Raw genomic sequence first — 21237 nt, forward strand, 5'->3', positions numbered from 1 at the left:
GACACAGATACGATTTTTTGACTTAAGTCACAAAAATCGCCCCATAGTGGCTTAAAATTAACCAATAAAAGCACAATACGAGTGAAAGACCGACATTATGCAGATTTTTTATAGATAATCTTTATTTTTTTACAATAATTTTTAACTATTTCCCTTATTCTTTTTCTGTCTTAAATACTAAAATCTATTTTCACTCATTATTTAGCCTATATAAATTTTCTATGCTTTCTAAAAAACAAAACAGAAGCTTAAAGCTCCTGTTTTGTTACTACAGTTTTCGATTTTAGAAGTTATATTTCGCCATAAAACCAACACGGTTGTCTTTGTAGCTATTTCCTGCAAAGGTATCGCGTTTACCATTGATATATTCAACACCTAAGTCCAATGGCTTAACTGGTGAATAGATAAAGTTAATCCATGCTTGGTAAACTTCTTCATTTGCTGCTGGATTTAAAGTTGCGTAATCCGTACCATCATCCGCAAACAGTGCGCCATAAGCTAAAGTCGAACGTAATTTTTCGTTGAACTTATATGTACCACCGACCTGCACACCAAATGCTTCATTTTGCTCGATGTTACCATTTGCTGGATCTACGTAGAATGCTGTATTACTTCCATATAGGTAATTACTATTACCTTGTACATAAGATACATCTGCACTTAGTTTTAGCGGGTCAATCACTTGATAATTTACACCAGCTGCCACACCCCAACCTGTTTTATCATCGCCTGATGCATCAGACTTATATTGCTCTACTAAGCCGCGAACAGATGCATTTGCTTTACCATCTGCAAAACCTTGCGTTAATTTTGCAGTTAATACAGGTAAGCTATATTTTACATCTGAAGTAACGTTTGCTGTATTAGTCGCATTTCGAGCTGTTGCAGAACTATTACCTTCTTCAGCAGCAAGGAATAATTTGGTTGCAGGCGCTAAATTAAAGCCATAACGAACTTGTGGAATACGTGCCGTACCCCCACCCACGTTGGTCCCAAAATCAATCATTTCTGGCGCATGGTTAGACAGGAAGTTAGAAGTGGTTTGACCAAATAACCAGTTGTTATAGGTTAAATACGCATGGCGAATACGTAGTGCTTCATTTGTTCCAGCAAAGTCAACTTCAACCTTACCGCCAAGCTTATTATCACCACCAACATTGGTATTGAAATCCAAACCTAAACGCGTAGTTTTAGCAGTTGCGCGAAGCTTGTCTTTGGTTTGACCATCTGAACTAGACACTTTATTGAAGTCATCATCCGCACCTTCAATAATGTAGTTTGCATCGCCACGAACAAAACCATATAGGTTAATGTCAGCACCTGACTTAGATTTAAATGAAGACAATGCTGACTCAGGCTTCGCAGGTGGTGCTGGCTGTGCTTTGACTTGTTGAATCTGAACGGCTTGTTGTTGTTGAACTTGTTGCTGCTGTTGCATTAAAGCTTTTAACTCAGCAACTTCAGCGCGCAATTGAGCAATCTCTTGTTGTTCTTTCGTTGCTGCATGAGTCGTTGTCATCATCAACGCGGCAACACTGAGTGCTAGGCTTTGAGCGACAAATGGCTTTTTAGTGAGGGCTAAACGCATACGCAAGCTTCCTTTATTACATAGTTAGTGGTAAGTCAAAAATTCCATTTCAGTAAAATTTACTATACAAAAACCATTCCATTTCGGTCTCTTTATGTATAGAACAATCTTATAAAGATGAAAAATCGCACATTTCGATGTTTTTGGATATGATCTTTTATTACTTTTGCAACTAAAGTCTAATTAGAAACCTTCTAAACTGGAATAAGCATCACACTTCATCTGCTTTGAATTATGAAATTACAATTTAAAAATGTTTTTGCAATAATTAAGTAACAATTCTTCATATATTCTTAAATATAGACTGAGTTTTCGGTGATATCTATATTTTTTTCTTATAACTAAAGTCTTAGTTTGATTGATAACCACATGCTGCCAAATAAGTGGTCAAAACTACGTCTTTGCATAAAAAGTAGGATAATTATGACGCAGCAGATGTCCGATCTTGTCGATCAAGCAATTCGCTCACGCCATTCAGTTCGTGCCTTTACAAACCAAATGGTTGAGGTACAAACCCTTAAAGATATTTTACACGTCGCCAGCCGAGCACCATCAGGGACCAACACACAACCATGGAAAGTGTATGTGGTCACTGGGAAAAAGCGCGATGAAATAGTTGAACGTGTTTGTCATGCGCAACTTGAGCTTTTTCAACATCCTGAAAAAGCAGCACAATACCAAGAAACTTTCGCTTATTATCCTGAAAACTGGATTTCACCCTATATTGACCGTCGTCGCGAAAATGGTTGGGGGCTGTATGGATTACTCAACATTCAAAAGAATGAAAAAAGTAAAATGGCTCAACAGCAACTCCGTAATTTTCAATTTTTTGATGCACCTGTGGGCTTATTTTTTACAGTCAATAAAGTCATGGGCATTGGGTCTAAAATGGACATTGCCATGATGATGCAAAATGTGATGGTTGCAGCCAAAGCACGTGGCTTAGACACCTGCCCACAAGCAGCATGGAATCACTTTCATTCTATCGTACTGGGTATTCTTGGTGCATCATCAGATGAAGAATTAGTCGGCGCAATCGCTTTAGGTTATGCAGACCCAGAACACATTGTGAATAGCTTTATCACACCACGGGTCCCCGTAGACGAGTTTGCTGTTTTTTTAACTGACGAATAGAGATCACAGCTTTCATTTATCAAAAGAGACTGATTACAGTCTCTTTTTTATACATTTAAATATCTCAGACTTAGGCTTTTATCCCTTCGTCTTGCCCAAGTTTGAACACATAATATAAAGCCAGTAACACAAAAATAGCCATGACAATGGCCATATTTAAAAGTGCAGACCAAACTAAGAAATTTAGAATCACGCCACAAAGTAAACCACATGCAAATTGCATACTGCCCATAATAGCACTAGCCGTTCCAGCACGAGCGCCTTGCTCAGACATTGCAATTGCCATTGCATTTGGTCCCGTAAAACCAATCGCTGCAACGGCTAAAAACATACCTGCACACACAACAGATAAAGGTGCTGTTGCCATGCTTCCTGCTATTAACAGCAAAATAACCCCTAACAATTGCAAAGCACTGCCTAATTTTAAACGTTGAAATACATTTAAACTGCGTGCTAAACGTTTATTTAAAGTTGAGAAAAGCATGATGCCAACCGCATTCGCACCAAAGGCATAGGCAAAAATTTGCTGACTCAAACCATACCCGTCCATCAAAATGGCAGCTGAGGCACTGATATAACAAAATAAAACCGCGCCAGCAAAACAACCAACAAACATTGGTCGTCTAAAACTTGGATCTTGGAAAATCGCACTATATAAGTTGAGTACTTGATTGAAATTCAGTTTTAACCGACGCTTTGGATCTAAAGTTTCTTTAAAAAAGAAATGTACACAGCAGAGGCTTCCCAAACCAACAAGCATCAATATGGCAAAAATACTGTGCCAACTACTAAAACTCAGCACCAAAGCGCCCAAACTTGGTGCAATAATTGGAGCAATGGTCGTCACAATCATCATACTGGCAAAAGCTTGTGCCGAAGCTTGCATATCCAAACGGTCACGAATTGCAGCACGTGCAATCACCACCCCGACACAACCACCTAGAGCCTGTAACACCCGCGCAGCAATTAAGCTCCATTCACTGTTTGCAAACACACACAGTAAACTGGCCACAATATAAAGGCTCAATCCAAAATACAGAGGCTTTTTACGCCCGATTCGGTCACTTACAGGCCCATAAATTAGCTGCCCAAGAGCCAAACCAAGAAAATATGCAGGCAAGCTGTTAGCAACCATTTGTGTGCTTACCCCAAAGTCATCTGCCATTTGTGGCAAAGCGGGTAAGTACATATCAATAGAAAGTGGGCCTAGTGCCGTCAATGAAGCGAGTAAAAGAATCCAAGCGTTAGAATATTCCGCTTTTTCCTGTGTAGTTGACATAGGATTAATGTGTTTTTTAAAGGAGAGTTTGCAGACAAGTTTACACGCTCCATAGTATGATTTATACCTGAGCAAGTGAAATTTCACATATTCTCATATTTGAAAATTGTCTAACCCTAAAAGACAGATAAAGGTGCGCTTTGAAAGCATGGCTGACGAGCCTAAAACAGGCTACTTATAATACAACCTTTATGTATAACCTCCGCATGGTCATCACCTTTGCAGGAACCGCTTTTGTACCTTATTTTATGGGGTTCCAACTGGCAACTATTCCACTTACACTGGGTGCAGTTGCAGCGGGTTTAAGCGATATTGATGACCGCTTTTCTGTGCGCATCATGAACTTGATTTATACCTATATTGGTTTTTTCGTCACAGCCACCTCTATTTATTTTTTATTTCCGCACCCGATTTTATTTGCGCTAGGTCTTATTGTTTCCTGTATCGGTTTTATTTTACTGGGTTCATTGGGACGTCGTTATGCAACCATTTCATATGGTTGTTTGGTTATTTCCGTCTATTCCATGCTTGGTGTCGGTCTTTTTGACCAATGGTATATGCAACCTTCGCTTTTAGTCATCGGTGCAATTTGGTATAGCCTGATTTCAACCATCAGTTTTCTGCTTTTCCCAGTGCGTCAGGTTCAAGATAACTTATCCAAATGTTATTCGTCTTTGGCCGATTTTCTCTTTGCCAAGTCTAATCTATTCGATGTCGATATGACGCCAAATAGTTATCAACAAAGTATGATTGAGCTGTCTCTGGAAAATGGCAAATTAATTGCGATATTCAACGACATGAAAACCGCTCTACTCACCCGTTTAAAAGGTGACCGTGGGCAGCGTGATACCCGTCGGAGCTTGCAATATTATTTTGTCGCACAAGATATCCATGAACGTGCAGATTCAGCACATATTGACTATCAGAAACTGGCTAAGATCTTTCAGCACAGTGATATCTTGTTTCGCTTTCAACGTATTTTATCCATCCAAGCCAAGGCCTGTAAGGACCTCAGTAGCAGCATATTAAACCGCCAAACCTACGTGCATAATAAACGCTTTAAACATGCGTTTGAAAACCTCCGCTTATCTTTAGAAAAGCTCAAAGATGAACAACAATATGACCAAATTTGGGTCAATGCCCTGTTTTCCTTATTTCAAAACTTAAAATCAATTGATGCACAGCTTCGTAACTTAGAAACTGAGCGCAATATCAAATTTGATAAAAGTAAGCACATTGAAAGTCAGCTTAAAGATGATGACCTCAAAGGTTGGGATGACATTGTGGTGCGGATTAAACAAAATCTCACGCCTGAATCCGTACTATTTCGACATGCAATACGGGTTTCGATTGTACTCTTGGTCGGCTATATTTTTGTTCAAGTAACCAATATTCAATATGGTTATTGGATTTTACTGACCGCTTTATTTGTCAGCCAACCCAACTTTAATGCCACCAAACGACGTTTGCGCTTGCGGATCATAGGTACATTGATTGGAATTCTTTTAGGTTATGCCATCTTGTATTTTGTCCCATCCATTGAAGGCCAATTGGTCATGTTAGTGATCAGTGGTGTCCTCTTTTTCGAACTTCGCAGTAAACAATATGCTCAAGCCACTGCATTTATTACTATTTTGGCTTTAATTAACTTTAATTTAGACGGCATGGGTTACGCCGCGGCACTTCCGCGGATGATTGACACCCTGATTGGCTGTGGGCTGGCGTGGTTGGGTGTGAGTTTTATTTTCCCCGATTGGAAATTTCGTCGTCTCCCCCGCACCATTTACCGCTCCCTTGCCGCACAATGCAATTATTTGGCTGAAGTAATTGAGCAGTATAAATCTGGACGCAACAATGGCTTGAATTATCGCGTTGTTCGCCGTGCAGCGCACAATACCGATGCCGAAGTTGCTTCACTCATTTCAACTTTAGCCACCGAGCCTGACTTTGACCCCACTCAAAAAAGTTTGGCATTTGAATTTCTGTGTCTCAATCATACCTTTATCAGTTATATTGCGGCACTGGGTGCACATCGTGAAAAAATTGACGACCCACAAATTTTAGAATTGATGGATCGCGCTTTTGACAATATCCAAGGTGCACTGCTACGTGACGAAATGCCTGATTTAACTGCACAGAATATGCTTCAAACCATTCGTCAACGTTTAAGCCAAAATAATGAAGAAGATCAAAAAGCATTGATCATTTTGCAACAGCTGTCATTGATGTTTAGCATCCTAAATCAATTCAGTCGTTTGAAGCAAAGTTTGAGCCATGAACGGGATCACGAGGCTACAGAATTAGCTTCATTATAATTTGGGTGATTTTGGAACAATATACTCACTGAAATGCTCTAAATAATGCTAAACTTTTTGCAGTTTTAAATCTGTTACTTTCACTATGACCGCGAAAAATTTATACGCTTATACTTTACAGCCTGTGAACTATGAAATCACTGAGTCTGAACAACGCGATGCTCAATTAAAAATTTGGCGTAGCACAAACAAAATCAGCCTGAAAGCCTGGATCATCATGGGTGCTGTCGTTGCCCTTTCAATCCTCGGCTTAATTCTGCTTAAAAACTATTCCACAATTTTTTGTTGGGTTGCCATAGCCTGTGTTGTAGTCTATCTACTGGTCCGTAAATTCGGCCTAGAATGGTATGTAAAGCGCAAAATGAATGAGTTTCCAGTACAGGAAATTAAAGGCATTCGCTTAGGTGTACAACCTCATGGTCTGGTTATGCGCCAACAAATGGGCATGCAGGAAGGTGTCGGTGCAATCAGTTGGAAAGATATTTATGAATGGTACAACACACCTGAGTTCTTATTGATTAAGTTTAAGGTGAAAGGCCAAGAAGGTGCTTACATCCTGCCAAAACGCATGGATAGCAAAAACTTCTCATTTAATACGATCCGTACGCATTTAAAAGAAACTGTGGGTGAAGCTCAACCGCTTTAATCGCTTTTTATTTTATAAAAAAACCTCCTTATTTGGGAGGTTTTTTTATCCCCTAAATCTCTAAATATAAATGATAATGAGAATAAATATTAATTGCTAAATCCATAGTATCTTCTCAATCTTCAGGTATAATTCGCGCACAACAAATCGCTCACGATCAAGTCTAGCCATGTTTAAAAAGACATTTTTCCAAGTGCATTGGTTTTTGGGAATCACTGCGGGTCTCATTCTATCTCTTATGGGTGTCACAGGTGCCATCTACTCTTATGAACAGCAAATCTTAAAGTGGATGAATCCTAGCAGCTATACCGTTCAAGCAAGTCAAAACAATAAATTAACTCCTGCTGAGTTGTATCTGCATTTCCAAAAGAATGATCCAAGCATCCAAATTAACAGTATTACCATTGCTCAAGAGCCCACTGCATCCAGTACAGTTAATATTGTGAAAGAAGGTGCACGCCGTGGCTATAACATGATGGTAAATCCATATACCGCCGAAGTTTTACCCGAAATCAAAGGTCGTGATTTTTTTAACTTTATTCAACAACTACACCGCACTTTAACAGTCGGTCCTGTGGGTAAGCAAATCACAGGTGCCTGTACCCTCATGCTCATCTTCTTTGTATTGAGTGGTCTGTACCTCCGTTGGCCCAAGCGTCACTCCATCAAACAATGGTTTTTTGTTAAGCCTAAATTGAAAGGACGCAACTTCATTTGGGATTTACATGCGGTTGTTGGCACTTGGGTGGTGATTTTTTATCTCATCTTGGCCTGTACGGGGCTATACTGGTCCTATGATTGGTGGCGCGATGGCATGTTCAAAGTGCTTGGTGTTGAACGCCCGCAACCACAAATGCAAGAAGGCCCCCGTCCAAATGCAGGTGTAGTTCAAGGCCCACGCGGAGAACAAACGGGTGCTCGTGGTGGCGAGTCACGTGAGCAAGGTCGTGGCGGCCCACAAAGCGAGCACGCTACACATGGCGAACGTGGGCAAGGTGAGCATAAAGGCTTATCACCTCAACAAGTGCAAATTGCTTTAACCCAAACATGGACAGGCTTTAATGCACAAGTTGGTCGCGACTATTCAACACTGACCTTAAATATTCCGAAAAAGCCAGATGGCACACTTGAACTTTCATTTGTAGATGCAATTCCACAGCATGAGCGAGCGCGAAATTCAGCAGTCTTTAATTATCAAACTTCAAAAATTGAAAAAATGGAGTTATATGAAGAGAAGAAGCTGAATGAAAAAATCATGAGCAGTATGCTTCCTGTGCACCGTGGTAGCTTCTTTGGCCCAATTTATCAATTCTTTGCCATGTTCGCATCACTAATGATGCCACTGTTCTTTATAACGGGGTGGATGCTCTATCTGAAACGTCGTAAACAAAAGAAACTCACCCAACAAGCACGTGGTGGAGCGTTGAATGTTACGGTTGATCCAAATGCGAAACCGTGGCTGATTGCCTATGCAACCCAAACTGGTGTTTCTGAGCAAATCGCTTGGCGTACTGCAACCAGCTTACAAGAAGCAAGACAGCCAGTAAGCGTAAAAGCGGTGCAACACTTAACACTTGATGACTTAAAAACTGCCGAACAAGTACTTTTTATTGCAAGTACTTATGGCACGGGTGAAGCACCTGACTTAGCTAGTAGTTTTGAAAAGAAATTTTTAAATACAACCTTGGATTTGTCACACCTGCACTATGCCGTATTGGCTTTAGGCTCTCAAGAATACCCTGACTCCTATTGTAGTTTTGGGCATCGCATTGACCATTGGTTAAAAGCCAATGGAGCGCATACTTTATTTGCAACCATTGAAGTCAATAATGCAGACAACAGCGATATTCAGCGTTGGAATAGTGCTCTTGCCTCTGCAACAAAACTTGAACTTCAAGCCATGAATATTGATAAAACCTTTGATCAATGGACTTTGGCACAACGTGAAGTACTCAATCCAAACAGTGTTGGCGCACATGCTTATAATATCGAGCTAAAAACCAACTTCGATGTTACATGGCAAGCAGGCGATATTGCTGAAATCCAACCAGGTAATAGCACAACACGTATCCAAGCCTTCATGCAAAAGCATCACATTGCAGCACAGAGCATCGTTGAGTCTTTAGCTATTTCGATTGAACAAGCGCTTTGGGATAAAAACCTCAGCACAGAGATTGAACCTTTTGCCAACTTGGAACATTTGCTGGAACAGTTGAGCCCTTTACCTACACGTGAATACTCGATTGCAAGTGTACCGACCCAACAAGTGTTACGGTTGGTTGTGCGCCAACAGCAAGATTTAGAAGGTGAACTGGGCTTAGGTTCTGGTTGGTTAACCCAACATGCCAAGCTTCAGCAACCTATCGCACTGCGTATTCGTACTAATGAATCATTCCACTTGATCAATGACAACCGCCCTATCATTTGTATTGGTAATGGCACAGGCATCGCAGGTTTAATGAGTCTACTCCATGCACGTACCCGCCTAGACTATACTCAAAACTGGTTGATCTTTGGTGAGCGTCAGCGTGAACATGATTTCTTCTATCAAAGTACGATTGAAGCATGGCAAACCACAGGCATGTTGCAACGCTTAGATTTAGCATTCTCACGAGATCAAGCAGAGAAAGTTTATGTACACCATAAACTGACTGAACAAGCCTATGAGCTTAAAACATGGGTTGAAAAGGGTGCCGTCATTTATGTCTGCGGTAGCATTAATGGGATGGCAAGTGATGTTGATACAGCGTTGGTAGAAATCTTAGGCGAAGAAAAATTAGATCAACTCCGCCAAGAAGGTCGTTACCGTCGTGATGTTTATTAAACATTAAATCAAGATGAGAAAACCGAGCCACAATGCTCGGTTTTTTTATATATAAATTTGCTAAAATCCATGCAAAGCCTAAACTCACAAGCCTACATGCAAAAATCAAAAAGAATCATTAGTTTTATCATCGGTTCATTACTTTTCGCAGATGGCTTGTATTTTATTTTACAACTCCGCTTTGATTTCGGCATTCTCCTGCCTTTGTTTATTGGATTAGGTCTGCTGATTTATGCACTCGCCGCCCCTAGGCTTAGGGCTTATATTCAAACCAATAAAATCCGACAATCAATATGGCGTTACACTTGGGCTATTTTCTTGCTATGGATTTGTAGTTTAGCCATTTTCTTTCTCTTTTTAAAATTTTCAAATGAACAAAACATACCCCATGTCAATGCATCCGCCGTTTTAGTTCTTGGCAGTGGGCTAAAGCACGGTAAACCGAGTCCAACTTTAGCCAGTCGCTTAGATCAGGCAGCTCATTACGTAAAACAATATCCAGAAACTATTATTGTTGTAAGTGGTGGGCTATCTCCACAGCAAAACATCAGCGAGGCCAACGCAATGCGTCAATATTTGGTGGATCAACACCATATTCCAGCCCATCGCATCTACACCGAAGAACAAAGTACCAGTACAGAGTTAAACCTGTTCAATAGCAAAAAGATTTTAGCTCAACAACATATCTCTATTGAACAACCGATTGCGATTGTCACCAGCGATTTCCACATTCCACGTAGTCGTGCGATTGCAATTCGCCAAGGTTATCAATCACCCATCATGATCGGTGCTAAAACACCACTTGAAACTCGCTATAACGCATGGCTACGAGAGTATTTTGCCTTTATTAGCGGTTGGCTACTCAACGAATACTAAAGCAAAACAATATATTAATGCAGACGAATATGACGTGGTGAAGGCAATTGTAATTGCTTGAATAAATCAGGCTTTTGTATCGAAAACTGATACAGATAATTTTTAATATCTAATAATAATTTTTCAGGAGCAACCAAAACATTCTGCCCTTCTGGTGTTAAATTCATCGACACTGTCGTATTTTCAACACGTAAAAAAGGAATCACTTTTTCAACCAAGTCCGTTAAACCAATACTCTGAATTTCATAACCCGCCCAATTATCTTTCACTAAAAGCTGTGCTAAGCCTTTACTCTGCCACATCGCAAATGAACGCTGTCCAGTTGGTGTAGCACAGAGTGCCCACCCATCATGATACAACGCCAAAACATGGCCCTGATGCACAATAGTTTCAATAAAAAGGCGATAAACTTGGAGAGGATCGTAAGCAGTATTTTGATTTTTAGATGCAGCTTTGCGTTGATATGGATTTCTCATAAATCTGTCATGTTTTAAAATTATTATTGCACAGCAGTGTATGAAAACAGCTTGAGATAAGCAAGGTTTTTACGACTAGGGAATATGGTGGGCGCTGACGGGATCGAACCGCCGACATTCTGCTTGTAAGGCAGACGCTCTACCAACTGAGCTAAGCGCCCTTGAGAAGTAAAAATAGCATTGCTATTTTTATGATGCAAGAAAGAAATCTTGCTTGATTCCATTTACTAGCACAAGGGATCTAGGAAATGGCGCAGCGGACGGGGCTCGAACCCGCGACCCCCGGCGTGACAGGCCGGTATTCTAACCAACTGAACTACCGCTGCAACGGTAATTGCGAATGCAATTAGGGTCATTAAGCTTTACAGCTTGAATATGGTGGGCGCTGACGGGATCGAACCGCCGACATTCTGCTTGTAAGGCAGACGCTCTACCAACTGAGCTAAGCGCCCTGATTTAAGATTGTCAGTCTTATTTTTCAAATTTAAGCTCAGGAACTTAAATTTATATTTAAATGGCGCAGCGGACGGGGCTCGAACCCGCGACCCCCGGCGTGACAGGCCGGTATTCTAACCAACTGAACTACCGCTGCGTCGTAAATATGGTGGGCGCTGACGGGATCGAACCGCCGACATTCTGCTTGTAAGGCAGACGCTCTACCAACTGAGCTAAGCGCCCTGATTAAGATTGTCAGTCTTATTTTTTAAACTTAAGCTCAGGAACTTAAATTTAATTGATTCTTTGAATGGCGCAGCGGACGGGGCTCGAACCCGCGACCCCCGGCGTGACAGGCCGGTATTCTAACCAACTGAACTACCGCTGCATCGCAAAAAATCTGGTGGGCGCTGACGGGATCGAACCGCCGACATTCTGCTTGTAAGGCAGACGCTCTACCAACTGAGCTAAGCGCCCTCATTAAGGATTTTGTATAAATGGCGCAGCGGACGGGGCTCGAACCCGCGACCCCCGGCGTGACAGGCCGGTATTCTAACCAACTGAACTACCGCTGCACTTACACAAAGTCACTAATGTGGTACAAACAATATTAAAAATCTTAAGTGGCGCAGCGGACGGGGCTCGAACCCGCGACCCCCGGCGTGACAGGCCGGTATTCTAACCAACTGAACTACCGCTGCACGTAAGATCTTTAACGTAAAGGCTTGGTGGGCGCTGACGGGATCGAACCGCCGACATTCTGCTTGTAAGGCAGACGCTCTACCAACTGAGCTAAGCGCCCTTAACGTCTTTATCGTTTGTGAGGTGCATTATAGAGAATCTTTACAGGCTGTCAAACGCTTTTCGGCCTGTTTTCGTTTTTTTACAATCGAGTGATTAAAAAATAGGTCAAATGGTATAAAAACAAGGATTTTCTGTATGTTATTTAACAGATTCGTCTAATTTATTTTCTTAAACATGCCAGTCATTTTGGCTAAATCACGCAGTTTTGTTAAGTTTTAGCCTTTTGAATTAAGCCTAATAGTATTCAGTAAAATCACTTTGTTTATTTTTAATCCACATTTTAAATTTCAAGTTTATGTTCGGAAATATAAACCAATGCATTGCAATCAATCAGCTCAAATAATTCCATAACATCAGCATTACGCATACGAATACAGCCATGTGACATCGGCATCCCCATTGGCTCGGTATCAGGCGTTCCATGAATATAGATATAACGTTGATAGGTATCGCATCCTTCCCCGCGATTAAAGCCTTCTTCTAAACCACTCAACCATAAAATCCGAGATAAAATCCAATCCCGTTCTGGAAACTGAGCCGCCAAATTGGGATTATAAACCTCCCCTGTCGGCTTTCGAGCAATAAAAACAGCATTTTGTGGTTGCTCAGCGCCATGCTTTTCAGCAATACAATGCCAACCCCGTGGGGTTTTACCACTATTTTCAGTTTCGCCAATGCCATTTTTCCCCGATGAGATCAGATAAAATTTATTCTTTTTAGGCAGTGTTAAAGTCTGTTCAGCTAGATCAATCAAGACGTCTGCATCAGCAATCACATAAGACATCAGTTGTCCTCTATTTGTTTTTTATCTATCAACGTATTTGGTTCAGGGCGTAGCCATAGCCATATTGCAACAATTAACATAGTGGTATTGGTAAATAATTTGACTAAAAATGGCGCATTGGTAAAGAGCATAATCACCCCACTGATCAACATCATGATACTGGCAAACCATTTCGCCTTACGTGGTACAGTCCCATTGGCACGCCATGCCCTTAATGTTGCGCCGTATTTCGGATGATTCAGCAACCAAGCATCCATTTGTGGCCAACCTTTGGATGCAGCCCATGCAGCTAAGATTAAAAAAACAGTTGTTGGCATACCCGGCAAAAGCGCGCCGATAAAGCCTAGGATGACAAAGATCACCACTAAACAACGCCAAAACAACGTTTTCATACCACTTTCCTAAACACCGAATTGCGGTAGTATAAAGTGTTTTTTGGATTTATCCGTTGTCCTTCTGCATATTTCGCTTCTTTTTTAAGGCTCACACATGCATCTCATTTCACAGCATCAATTGTTTGAACCGTGGCTCCAATTTAAACATCCATTGGTTCGTCAGTTGGCTTTTGCTGTAGCAAGTCCAAACATTTTGTCTGCGTTGCCGTTAGAACTCGATATACGACATGCTTTTCATTTTCATCCCTCACAGATCTGGCAACAGCACTTTCAAACCTATTTACCTCGCCTTAAACAGCTCGATCAAGCCCCGAAAGAACTTGAAGACTTTATGGTTCAACTGAAAAGTACCCGTCTAGGTCTGCGCTTTGAAATGTTCATGTGGTTTTGGTTACTGGATCATCATTATCATGGTTATGAACTATTGGGACATAGTATCCAAATCATTAATGGTGCTCATACTATAGGTGAACTCGATTTTCTAATTAAAAATACTGAAACCAATCAAATCGAGCACTGGGAAGTCGCGTTGAAATATTATTTAGGTGAAACAGATATGGGCCTAACCACATGGTACGGTTTAAATCGTACTGATACTTTAAACCGCAAACTAAAACACTTTACTCAAAAACAGTTCCAATTCCAGCAAGCTTTAGATACTGACATTCAGATACGCTATGCTGTTTTAAAAGGACAACTCTTTCTACCCTTAAAAAATAGTTTCACGGATGTTGGTGATTTTAACCAATACTCTCTTCCACATTGGCTCAATCCTGACCGGCGCTTGGGAATTTGGGGGACTACCATTCCCAAGGCCGATTTAAATTTTTTCCGCCTACAACGTCAAGAATGGATTTGCCCAAATGCTGTGCCAAGTAGTCTCACTGCCCACTGGTGGACCAATGGATTGTATTTACAAAATCAACACAATCAGTTTTATATGTACCGAAATTCGAGTTTGATTTTTACTTGATTTTGCAGAAGTTACTTTATACAAATATACATAAGACTACATATAGTTACCTATTTCATGTAAAACACTGCTACATTTTAATATGTTTATTTTTTAACCTTATAAAACATCAGAACAGAATCATTTGATGACAACACCAAAAATTTTGGAGATAAACATGAAGAAAATTATTGCTGGTTCACTTGTGATGCTTTTTGTTTTAACGGGCTGTAATACAGTTGCTGGCGTGGGTAAAGATGTATCCAAAGTGGGAGATGCTGTGACCAACTCTGCAGATAAGACTGCCGATAAATTATAATCTGTTCTAAACCCACATAGACCTTATCGTTTCGATAAGGTTTTTTTATTGCTAAGTTTCGCATTCTAGACATTAATCGCCTATTATAGTGCCGACTGTTTTATTGACTCTGAAATCCGCATGACCTCTTCTGCTACTCTCGATTTAAGCCTCCAACTTTTACGCCAGCCATCGGTTACTCCAGTTGACCACAACTGTCAAAATATTATGGCTGAACGCTTAGAAAAAATTGGCTTCAATATTGAATCTATGCGTTTTGATGATGTTGATAATTTATGGGCGCGCAAAGGCACTGAGTCTCCTGTATTTTGTTTTGCAGGACATACTGATGTCGTTCCTACAGGCAATTTAGACGCATGGAACTCCGATCCATTTGCCCCTGAAATTCGTGATGGTAAACTCTACGGACGTGGTAGTGCAGACATGAAAACGGCTTTAGCAGCTATGGTGGTTGCCTCTGAACGTTTTGTTGCAAAGCACCCTGACCACAAAGGGTCGATTGCATTTCTGATTACTTCTGATGAGGAAGGTCCATCTATTAACGGTACAGTTAAAGTGATTGAAACATTAGAAGCACGCAATGAAAAAATGACATGGTGCTTGGTCGGTGAACCATCAAGTACCCATCAATTAGGTGATATTGTCAAAAATGGTCGCCGTGGTTCATTAAATGCCGTCTTGACAGTCAAAGGAAAGCAAGGTCACGTGGCTTACCCACACCTTGCGATTAACCCGATTCATATAGCATCTAAAGCCGTTGCAGAACTTTGCGATACCGTATGGGATCAAGGTAACGAATACTTCCCTGCAACTTCTTTTCAAGTATCTAATATTCAAGCAGGTACAGGTGCGACCAATGTTGTTCCTGGAACGATGACCGTAACTTTCAATTTCCGCTATTCAACAGAAGTAACCGCAGAAGAGTTGAAAGCACGTGTTTTAGAGCTTTTAGACCGTCATGGTTTAGATTACGACATCAAATGGACACATTCAGGTTTACCTTTCCTCACCCCTGTTGGTGAACTGGTCAACTCTGCGAAAAATGCCATACGTAATGTAACTGGAGTTGAAACTGAACTTTCGACCTCTGGTGGTACATCTGATGGTCGTTTTATTGCTCCTACAGGCGCACAAGTTCTTGAACTTGGCGTTTTAAATGCCAGCATCCACCAAATTGATGAACATGTGAATGTCGCGGACCTAGAACCACTTGCTGAAATTTACGAACAAATTTTAGAAGGGCTTTTAGCATAAGACTTTCAATAAAAAAGGAACTCATCTGAGTTCCTTTTTTATTGAGTACAGATTTAAGTAGATAAACCTAAACTTGCCTGAATTTGATTTAAATTAGGGATGTGATACAACTCTTCACCCATACGTACTAGTTGGAACACTGCTGGGTCATTCGCTGGTGTTTCATCATCTACAATTTCAGAAATACGTAAACGAATAGACTTCGGCATCTCATTACACATTAAAGCAAAACGTTGAGACGCATCATCTCCTTCAATCACCAATGCCACACCTTCCGTCTGTTCAGGACGATTCACGGCATAGACGGGTAGATGTAGATCATGCCACTCTACAGTTTTAACCTGCGTATCACTATCGAGTGCAGACAGTACAATATTTTGTGGTAATAACATGGAATTTTTTCCATGGCATTCAATGATATAAGCATCAATAAAACCTGTTGATACCGTAATCAGATATTGCAACTCTTGCTGGCTGATTTGCTCATTCATGGTCTTTGAAACATTTGCATTCATTTATTTACCCCTGCTTTTCAGCAAGTAACTGCTGAATGTTGGCAAGTAATTCTGCTTCTTGGAATGGTTTGCCCATGTAGTGCGTCACACCCAAGCTGAAAGCACGTTCACGGTGTTTTTCACCCGTACGTGATGTAATCATAATGATCGGTAAGTTCTGATGAATTTCATGGTGACGTACCAAGTTGGTCACTTCGAAACCATCCATACGCGGCATCTCAATATCCAGTAACATCAAGTCCGGTTTAACATTCTCGAGTTGCTCCATAGCATCGACACCGTCTTTTGCCGTCACAATATCAAAGCCTTGTCGCTCCAATAAACGTGACGTTACCTTACGCACCGTGACTGAGTCATCCACAATCATGACTAAACGACGTGTATCTTGATGGCGACCAAAATCACGTTGATCTGTTGCATGCGTTACACGCTTAGTACTGAGGATCTGACGTGCAATATTCTGACCGTCTAGAATCAAGCAAACATGTCCATCACCAAGAATCGTCGCACCCGCAATTGCACCGATACTTGCAAACTGTTGACCGATTGGTTTTACAACAATTTGTGCACGCGAACCAATCAACTGATCAACCAATAATGCAATCGTTTGTCCACTGTTCCCTTTAATTAAAAGTACTGGTAGTGAATGACCAATATTACTCAAACGAGGAATCGGCTGATTAGACAAGAACTCAGAGAGATAACGTAGTTTATAATTTACGCCATCAATTTTGAATTGGTCGTCTTTACTATGGAAATAAGTATCTAAAGCCGTTGGAGCAATACGTACAATACGGTCAATCTGTGCCAATGGAATCGCATATTGTTGATCACCTGCTTTCACCATCAAGGCATCGCTCACCGCAACCGTGGTCGGTACGCGAATAATGAAGGTTGTGCCAGAGCCAATTTCCGATTCAACAGTAACATGCCCACCTAGCGCCTTAATTTCACTTTGTACAACATCAAGACCTACACCACGGCCAGAAATTTGCGTCACTTCTTTAGCCGTACTGAATCCAGGGTGGAAGATAAACTGTAAAATCTCCTGTTTATCTAGCACTTGGTCGGCTTTAATTAGGCCTAAGTTTAATGCTTTGGCTTTGATCGTACTTTCATCAATACCCTTACCATCATCTTTGAAGGTAACGATAACATCTGTTCCTTGGCGGCTAATGTTGAGTTCAATTTGACCAGTCACTGATTTTTTCGCAGCAATACGCTGTTCCGCATCTTCAATACCGTGGTCAATCGCGTTACGCAACATGTGCTCAAAAGGCGTAACTAACCGCTCAAGAATAGTACGGTCTAATTCACCTTCTGTATTGTGTACGATCAAGTCTGTCGGACGGTTCAAAGTCGATGCCGTCTGACGCACAATACGTTGTAAGCGTGGCAGCATACGTGAGAATGGAACCAAACGCGTACGCATTAAACTTTCTTGGATTTCTGCCTGAATGCGTGACTGTTGTAATAACAAGCCTTCAGCATCACGAATTTTCTCAGCCAAAGTGCTCTTAAAGTCAACCAAATCCGAAGCTGACTCAGCGAGAGATTTAGATAATTGATTCAACGATGAATATTGGTCCATTTCCAATGGGTCAAAGTCTGTATAACGCGAATTCTCAGAACCATGCTTCGCGATAATTTGGCTCTCAAGCTCACCTTCCATTCGACGCAACTGATCGGCCAAACGTTTAATGGCAAGTTCCATCTCGTTTAAGGTATTGCCAAGTTGACCTAAGTCCATCTCAATACGCGAACGGTTAATCGCATTTTCACCTGATAAATCAATCATTTTCTCAACCAAATCGGCTGAGATACGAATCATCTCATTACCACTATCCAAGTGAGTTGTTTCTTTCCACTCACCCATCATAGCTGGCGGTTCAGTTCCATCACCCTGAACAAACTCAAAACTTGGCGCTGCATTGAGCAAATCTATTTGCGTTACACGCGTCGGCAATTGGGCAATAACATCGACATAGTCAACTGATGCCAAACTATTTTTCAGACCATCATAATTACTAAAATCACGTTTGAAGATGGCTTGCTTCAACCAGACAAACGCAGTTTGCAATAATGGGTCATAAACATTAGAACTAAAATTATGTACCGCAAATTGCTCAAAAATTGTTTCAAGTTCATAAGCAATTGCAGCAACTGGTTCGTTCTCTGCCATACGTGCGCCACCTTTTAAACTGTGGGCAGCACGTTGTAATTGAAGTAACACACTACGGTCACTACGCTGTTCAGTCCATTGCTTCAGTAAGCCATCGGTGGACGCTAAAATTTCTTCAGCCTCTTCCAAGAAAGTTTCTTCAACAATTGATGAAATACTTGTATCGTCAGTTTCATCCGTAGTTACAGCAACAAATTGCTCAGATGCGAGCACTTCACCTGATTCAACTGGCACAGACAAGTCTGCATCAAGTGTAATTGACTCACCCAAAGGAAGTGTTTCGTTCTCAGGGAAAGTTTGTGCATCAAAATCTATCGTCGATGAAGTCTCATCATCGCTGGTCTGCACAGCCACATCCTCAACCGATGCAATTGCCTCAGCTAGAGGTTCAGCAGCCGTCACAACCGTACCATCAACCAAACTTTGGATATTGTGTAAGACATTGATGGTTGCTGTGGCTGGATAATCGACTTTCTCTGTTCGAATAACTTGAATACGGTCTGCGACATCATCCTGCACCAAACGAATGATGCTAATCAACTGTGGTGTTGTTTGAATTTGCTGACGAATCACACGCTCATAAATAGATTCTAATTCATGCGCAATTGAACCAATAAATGATGCAGAAATCATATTTGCACCACCTTTTAAGGTATGCAAATAACGCATTAAATTATTGAGTGCAGTTGTATCATTGCCATTTTTAGACCAAGTATTAAGATCTTGGTCCATACCCATCAATAATTCTTCGGCTTCTTCTAAGAAGATATCCAGTAAATCATCATCAAAGTCAGTATTTGAAGTGTTCGATTGTTTGTACTGATGATCGGACGCAATCTGTTGCGAAATTTGCGCAAGATCAAGACTTGGTTGAGACGTATTGCTCGCTACAATGCCTTCATCAACTGGCTCTACCGTTGCAGCTTCTACAGATTCGATATCTTGTTGTACAAAGGCTGTTAAATCATTCAACACTTTATAAACATCATCGGTAAGGATGACACGTTGACCAGCAGCTAAGGTATCGAATAAGTGGATAAACTCTTGATGTGCCTGACCAAATAACTCATACGCATAATCCACATTGAGTAATTCTGGCTTTTCCAGTAAGGCTTGATAACTTGCATACAACTCAGAGGTAAACTCATGAATCCCTTGTGCAGCACGGTTATTTGTAAATTCTACCAGTTGTTTCGCCTGCTCACTCAAGTGCTGAATATATTCTGGATACTCTGCTTTTGCACGCTGATCAAACTCAAATTCTGTATCCAGTAAAAGATCAATATTTAATTCGATTAATTTTGAAACCATCCCTTGAGGGTTCAGTTCATTATCTATCTCTTCAAGACTAAAGCCATAGTTATCCCAAGCCGTACTAAAAGTTGAATAAATGACTTCAAGCTGCTCGTTACTACCACGCCCAAGAACATGTAAATAATCACGTACAAATTCGGCATACTGGGTGAGTAACGAAATTTCCTTAGAGGTTGAAACAATTTCTTCTTGCACCAGTGTTTTAAATAGATTTTCAACTTTTGAGCTAGCATTAAATACATGCTCAATTTGCGCCATAGACGAGCTACCACGCAAAGTATGTAAGGCACGGATTAACCCATTGTAATCTTGTACTTTAGTTTCATCAGCATTTAGGAATTGATCAATCGTCTCTAAGTGATCTTCCGCTTCTTCAATGAAGATCGACAATGTTTCCTCAAGAACTTCGTGTTCCGGATGATCAGAATTGGTTGCAGCTTCCTCAAATTCAACGACATGCTCAGTGCCTTCAGCATCACCAAGCTCCAACCCTGTTAATACATCATAATCATTTAAATGATTAGATAACTGTAGGAGCTCTTCTAAGGCAGGTTCTAAACTCTGATTTTGCTGTAACTGTTGACCAATTAAGACGAGAGGTCGCAAATCTAGCTCAGTTTGTTCGACATTCTTAAAAATGGGATACAGTTTATATTGATAAATTTTAAATACTGTTTTAGCAAATTTCTGAATTGTGGCAGAGATGGGTACTACACCTGAAATCACACGATTCAAGGTATCTTCAACTGCCCATGCGGTTTCGCCAGCTGACTTTGCTCCCACCATCCGACCAGACCCTTTTAAGGTATGGAAATGACGACGAATGCTCACCAATGTCTCTTGATGTGTTGGTTCAGCGTACCACTTTTCGAATAATGGATCTAATTCAACGAAAATTTCTTCAATTTCTTCAACAAAAATTTCAAGAATTTCTGCATCTTGATCTAGATAACTATCTTCCGGAAGCGTTGTCGTTTCAACTAAATGTTTTAATATTTCTTTCATAGCTAGGCTTCTTGCGTTGTCAGCTACCCAAAACAGGTGCATAAACTTCATTATAACCATCACCAGAAACCTAACTTTGTAGACAAAGCCGGTTTAAGCTGATGTGATATCCTGATTTCGGCATGCCACTCAAATTTTGA

At 40.8% G+C, this 21237-nt stretch carries 15 protein-coding genes and 10 tRNA genes; 8 read left to right on the top strand and 17 right to left on the bottom strand.

From position 1 onward, the window contains the following. Positions 1-283: 283 nt before the first annotated feature. Positions 284-1588 carry a DcaP family trimeric outer membrane transporter gene (locus B9T36_RS05320; RefSeq protein WP_086208502.1) on the bottom strand — a complete coding sequence of 435 codons (1305 nt, stop codon included), beginning with the start codon at positions 1586-1588 and terminating at the stop codon, positions 284-286. A 423-nt stretch (positions 1589-2011) separates the two neighbouring features. Between B9T36_RS05320 and B9T36_RS05325 the strand changes: the two genes are divergently transcribed. After that, positions 2012-2722 carry a nitroreductase gene (locus B9T36_RS05325; RefSeq protein WP_086208503.1) on the top strand — a complete coding sequence of 237 codons (711 nt, stop codon included), beginning with the start codon at positions 2012-2014 and terminating at the stop codon, positions 2720-2722. A gap of 70 nt (positions 2723-2792) precedes the next feature. On the opposite strand, the gene B9T36_RS05330 is transcribed toward B9T36_RS05325, so the two are convergent. Beyond that, positions 2793-4001: a multidrug effflux MFS transporter gene (locus B9T36_RS05330; protein WP_086208504.1), complete on the bottom strand. Its 1209-nt coding sequence runs from the start codon at positions 3999-4001 to the stop codon at positions 2793-2795. 140 nt (positions 4002-4141) lie between these two features. On the opposite strand from B9T36_RS05330, the gene yccS reads away from it, so the two are divergent. The 4 genes from yccS (at position 4142) to B9T36_RS05350 (ending at position 10662) form a co-directional block, all read left to right on the top strand. Beyond that, on the top strand, positions 4142-6316 hold the full coding sequence (gene yccS, locus B9T36_RS05335) for a YccS family putative transporter (protein WP_086208505.1): 2175 nt from the start codon (positions 4142-4144) through the stop codon (positions 6314-6316). A gap of 85 nt (positions 6317-6401) precedes the next feature. Beyond that, a complete protein-coding gene (locus B9T36_RS05340; protein WP_086208506.1) occupies positions 6402-6962 on the top strand; it encodes a YcxB family protein in 561 nt (186 codons plus the stop codon). A 169-nt stretch (positions 6963-7131) separates the two neighbouring features. After that, the gene (locus tag B9T36_RS05345) at positions 7132-9786 is read left to right on the top strand and encodes a PepSY domain-containing protein (protein ID WP_086208507.1); all 2655 of its coding nucleotides are present in this window, start codon (positions 7132-7134) and stop codon (positions 9784-9786) included. Between the two features lie 69 nt (positions 9787-9855). After that, entirely contained in the window at positions 9856-10662 is an 807-nt protein-coding gene (locus tag B9T36_RS05350; protein ID WP_228146970.1) for a YdcF family protein, read from the top strand. Positions 10663-10676: 14 nt separating this feature from the next. On the opposite strand, the gene B9T36_RS05355 is transcribed toward B9T36_RS05350, so the two are convergent. The 13 genes from B9T36_RS05355 to B9T36_RS05415 form a co-directional block, all read right to left on the bottom strand. Continuing rightward, positions 10677-11138, bottom strand: a complete 462-nt coding sequence (locus tag B9T36_RS05355; RefSeq protein WP_086208508.1) for a DUF2750 domain-containing protein — start codon at positions 11136-11138, stop codon at positions 10677-10679. Between the two features lie 85 nt (positions 11139-11223). Beyond that, positions 11224-11299 (bottom strand) — tRNA-Val (locus B9T36_RS05360). An 88-nt stretch (positions 11300-11387) separates the two neighbouring features. Continuing rightward, positions 11388-11464: transfer RNA gene (locus B9T36_RS05365), tRNA-Asp, on the bottom strand. Between the two features lie 50 nt (positions 11465-11514). Then, positions 11515-11590: transfer RNA gene (locus tag B9T36_RS05370), tRNA-Val, on the bottom strand. Positions 11591-11653: 63 nt separating this feature from the next. Next, positions 11654-11730 (bottom strand) — tRNA-Asp (locus tag B9T36_RS05375). A 10-nt stretch (positions 11731-11740) separates the two neighbouring features. Further along, positions 11741-11816: transfer RNA gene (locus B9T36_RS05380), tRNA-Val, on the bottom strand. A gap of 68 nt (positions 11817-11884) precedes the next feature. After that, a tRNA-Asp gene (locus B9T36_RS05385) sits at positions 11885-11961 on the bottom strand. Between the two features lie 13 nt (positions 11962-11974). Continuing rightward, positions 11975-12050 (bottom strand) — tRNA-Val (locus B9T36_RS05390). Between the two features lie 21 nt (positions 12051-12071). After that, positions 12072-12148: transfer RNA gene (locus B9T36_RS05395), tRNA-Asp, on the bottom strand. A gap of 49 nt (positions 12149-12197) precedes the next feature. Next, positions 12198-12274: transfer RNA gene (locus B9T36_RS05400), tRNA-Asp, on the bottom strand. Positions 12275-12299: 25 nt separating this feature from the next. Then, a tRNA-Val gene (locus B9T36_RS05405) sits at positions 12300-12375 on the bottom strand. Between the two features lie 282 nt (positions 12376-12657). Further along, complete coding sequence (elsL, locus tag B9T36_RS05410) at positions 12658-13161, bottom strand: cell wall-recycling L,D-carboxypeptidase ElsL (protein ID WP_086208509.1); 504 nt, start codon at positions 13159-13161, stop codon at positions 12658-12660. Next, the gene (locus tag B9T36_RS05415) at positions 13161-13553 is read right to left on the bottom strand and encodes a YbaN family protein (protein ID WP_004694474.1); all 393 of its coding nucleotides are present in this window, start codon (positions 13551-13553) and stop codon (positions 13161-13163) included. The genes elsL and B9T36_RS05415 overlap by 1 nt, the downstream gene beginning before the upstream one ends. Positions 13554-13650: 97 nt before the next feature. On the opposite strand from B9T36_RS05415, the gene B9T36_RS05420 reads away from it, so the two are divergent. The 3 genes from B9T36_RS05420 to dapE all read left to right on the top strand — a co-directional run bounded on the left by B9T36_RS05420 (position 13651) and on the right by dapE (position 16081). After that, entirely contained in the window at positions 13651-14529 is an 879-nt protein-coding gene (locus B9T36_RS05420) for a DUF1853 family protein (RefSeq protein WP_086208510.1), read from the top strand. A 157-nt stretch (positions 14530-14686) separates the two neighbouring features. After that, positions 14687-14827 (top strand): entericidin A/B family lipoprotein, encoded by a 141-nt coding sequence (locus tag B9T36_RS05425; RefSeq protein ID WP_086208511.1) that lies wholly within the window; start codon positions 14687-14689, stop codon positions 14825-14827. A gap of 120 nt (positions 14828-14947) precedes the next feature. Beyond that, complete coding sequence (gene dapE / locus B9T36_RS05430) at positions 14948-16081, top strand: succinyl-diaminopimelate desuccinylase (RefSeq protein WP_086208512.1); 1134 nt, start codon at positions 14948-14950, stop codon at positions 16079-16081. A gap of 53 nt (positions 16082-16134) precedes the next feature. On the opposite strand, the gene B9T36_RS05435 is transcribed toward dapE, so the two are convergent. Further along, positions 16135-16596 carry a hypothetical protein gene (locus B9T36_RS05435; protein ID WP_086208513.1) on the bottom strand — a complete coding sequence of 154 codons (462 nt, stop codon included), beginning with the start codon at positions 16594-16596 and terminating at the stop codon, positions 16135-16137. 4 nt (positions 16597-16600) lie between these two features. Beyond that, the gene (locus B9T36_RS05440) at positions 16601-21097 is read right to left on the bottom strand and encodes an Hpt domain-containing protein (protein ID WP_086208887.1); all 4497 of its coding nucleotides are present in this window, start codon (positions 21095-21097) and stop codon (positions 16601-16603) included. Between the last annotated feature and the right edge of the window lie 140 nt (positions 21098-21237).

This window comes from Acinetobacter sp. ANC 4204, assembly GCF_002135205.1.
Classification (GTDB): domain Bacteria; phylum Pseudomonadota; class Gammaproteobacteria; order Pseudomonadales; family Moraxellaceae; genus Acinetobacter.

Excerpts from the sequence above, each read along its gene's own strand:
- B9T36_RS05320 (WP_086208502.1), bottom strand. The coding sequence starts at position 1,588 with ATGCGTTTAGCCCTCACTAAAAAGCCATTTGTCGCTCAAAGCCTAGCA.
- B9T36_RS05325 (WP_086208503.1), top strand. The coding sequence starts at position 2,012 with ATGACGCAGCAGATGTCCGATCTTGTCGATCAAGCAATTCGCTCACGC.
- B9T36_RS05330 (WP_086208504.1), bottom strand. The coding sequence starts at position 4,001 with ATGTCAACTACACAGGAAAAAGCGGAATATTCTAACGCTTGGATTCTT.
- B9T36_RS05340 (WP_086208506.1), top strand. The coding sequence starts at position 6,402 with ATGACCGCGAAAAATTTATACGCTTATACTTTACAGCCTGTGAACTAT.
- B9T36_RS05345 (WP_086208507.1), top strand. The coding sequence starts at position 7,132 with ATGTTTAAAAAGACATTTTTCCAAGTGCATTGGTTTTTGGGAATCACT.
- B9T36_RS05350 (WP_228146970.1), top strand. The coding sequence starts at position 9,856 with ATGCAAAGCCTAAACTCACAAGCCTACATGCAAAAATCAAAAAGAATC.
- B9T36_RS05355 (WP_086208508.1), bottom strand. The coding sequence starts at position 11,138 with ATGAGAAATCCATATCAACGCAAAGCTGCATCTAAAAATCAAAATACT.
- elsL (WP_086208509.1), bottom strand. The coding sequence starts at position 13,161 with ATGTCTTATGTGATTGCTGATGCAGACGTCTTGATTGATCTAGCTGAA.
- B9T36_RS05415 (WP_004694474.1), bottom strand. The coding sequence starts at position 13,553 with ATGAAAACGTTGTTTTGGCGTTGTTTAGTGGTGATCTTTGTCATCCTA.
- B9T36_RS05420 (WP_086208510.1), top strand. The coding sequence starts at position 13,651 with ATGCATCTCATTTCACAGCATCAATTGTTTGAACCGTGGCTCCAATTT.
- B9T36_RS05425 (WP_086208511.1), top strand. The coding sequence starts at position 14,687 with ATGAAGAAAATTATTGCTGGTTCACTTGTGATGCTTTTTGTTTTAACG.
- dapE (WP_086208512.1), top strand. The coding sequence starts at position 14,948 with ATGACCTCTTCTGCTACTCTCGATTTAAGCCTCCAACTTTTACGCCAG.
- B9T36_RS05435 (WP_086208513.1), bottom strand. The coding sequence starts at position 16,596 with ATGAATGCAAATGTTTCAAAGACCATGAATGAGCAAATCAGCCAGCAA.
- B9T36_RS05440 (WP_086208887.1), bottom strand. The coding sequence starts at position 21,097 with ATGAAAGAAATATTAAAACATTTAGTTGAAACGACAACGCTTCCGGAA.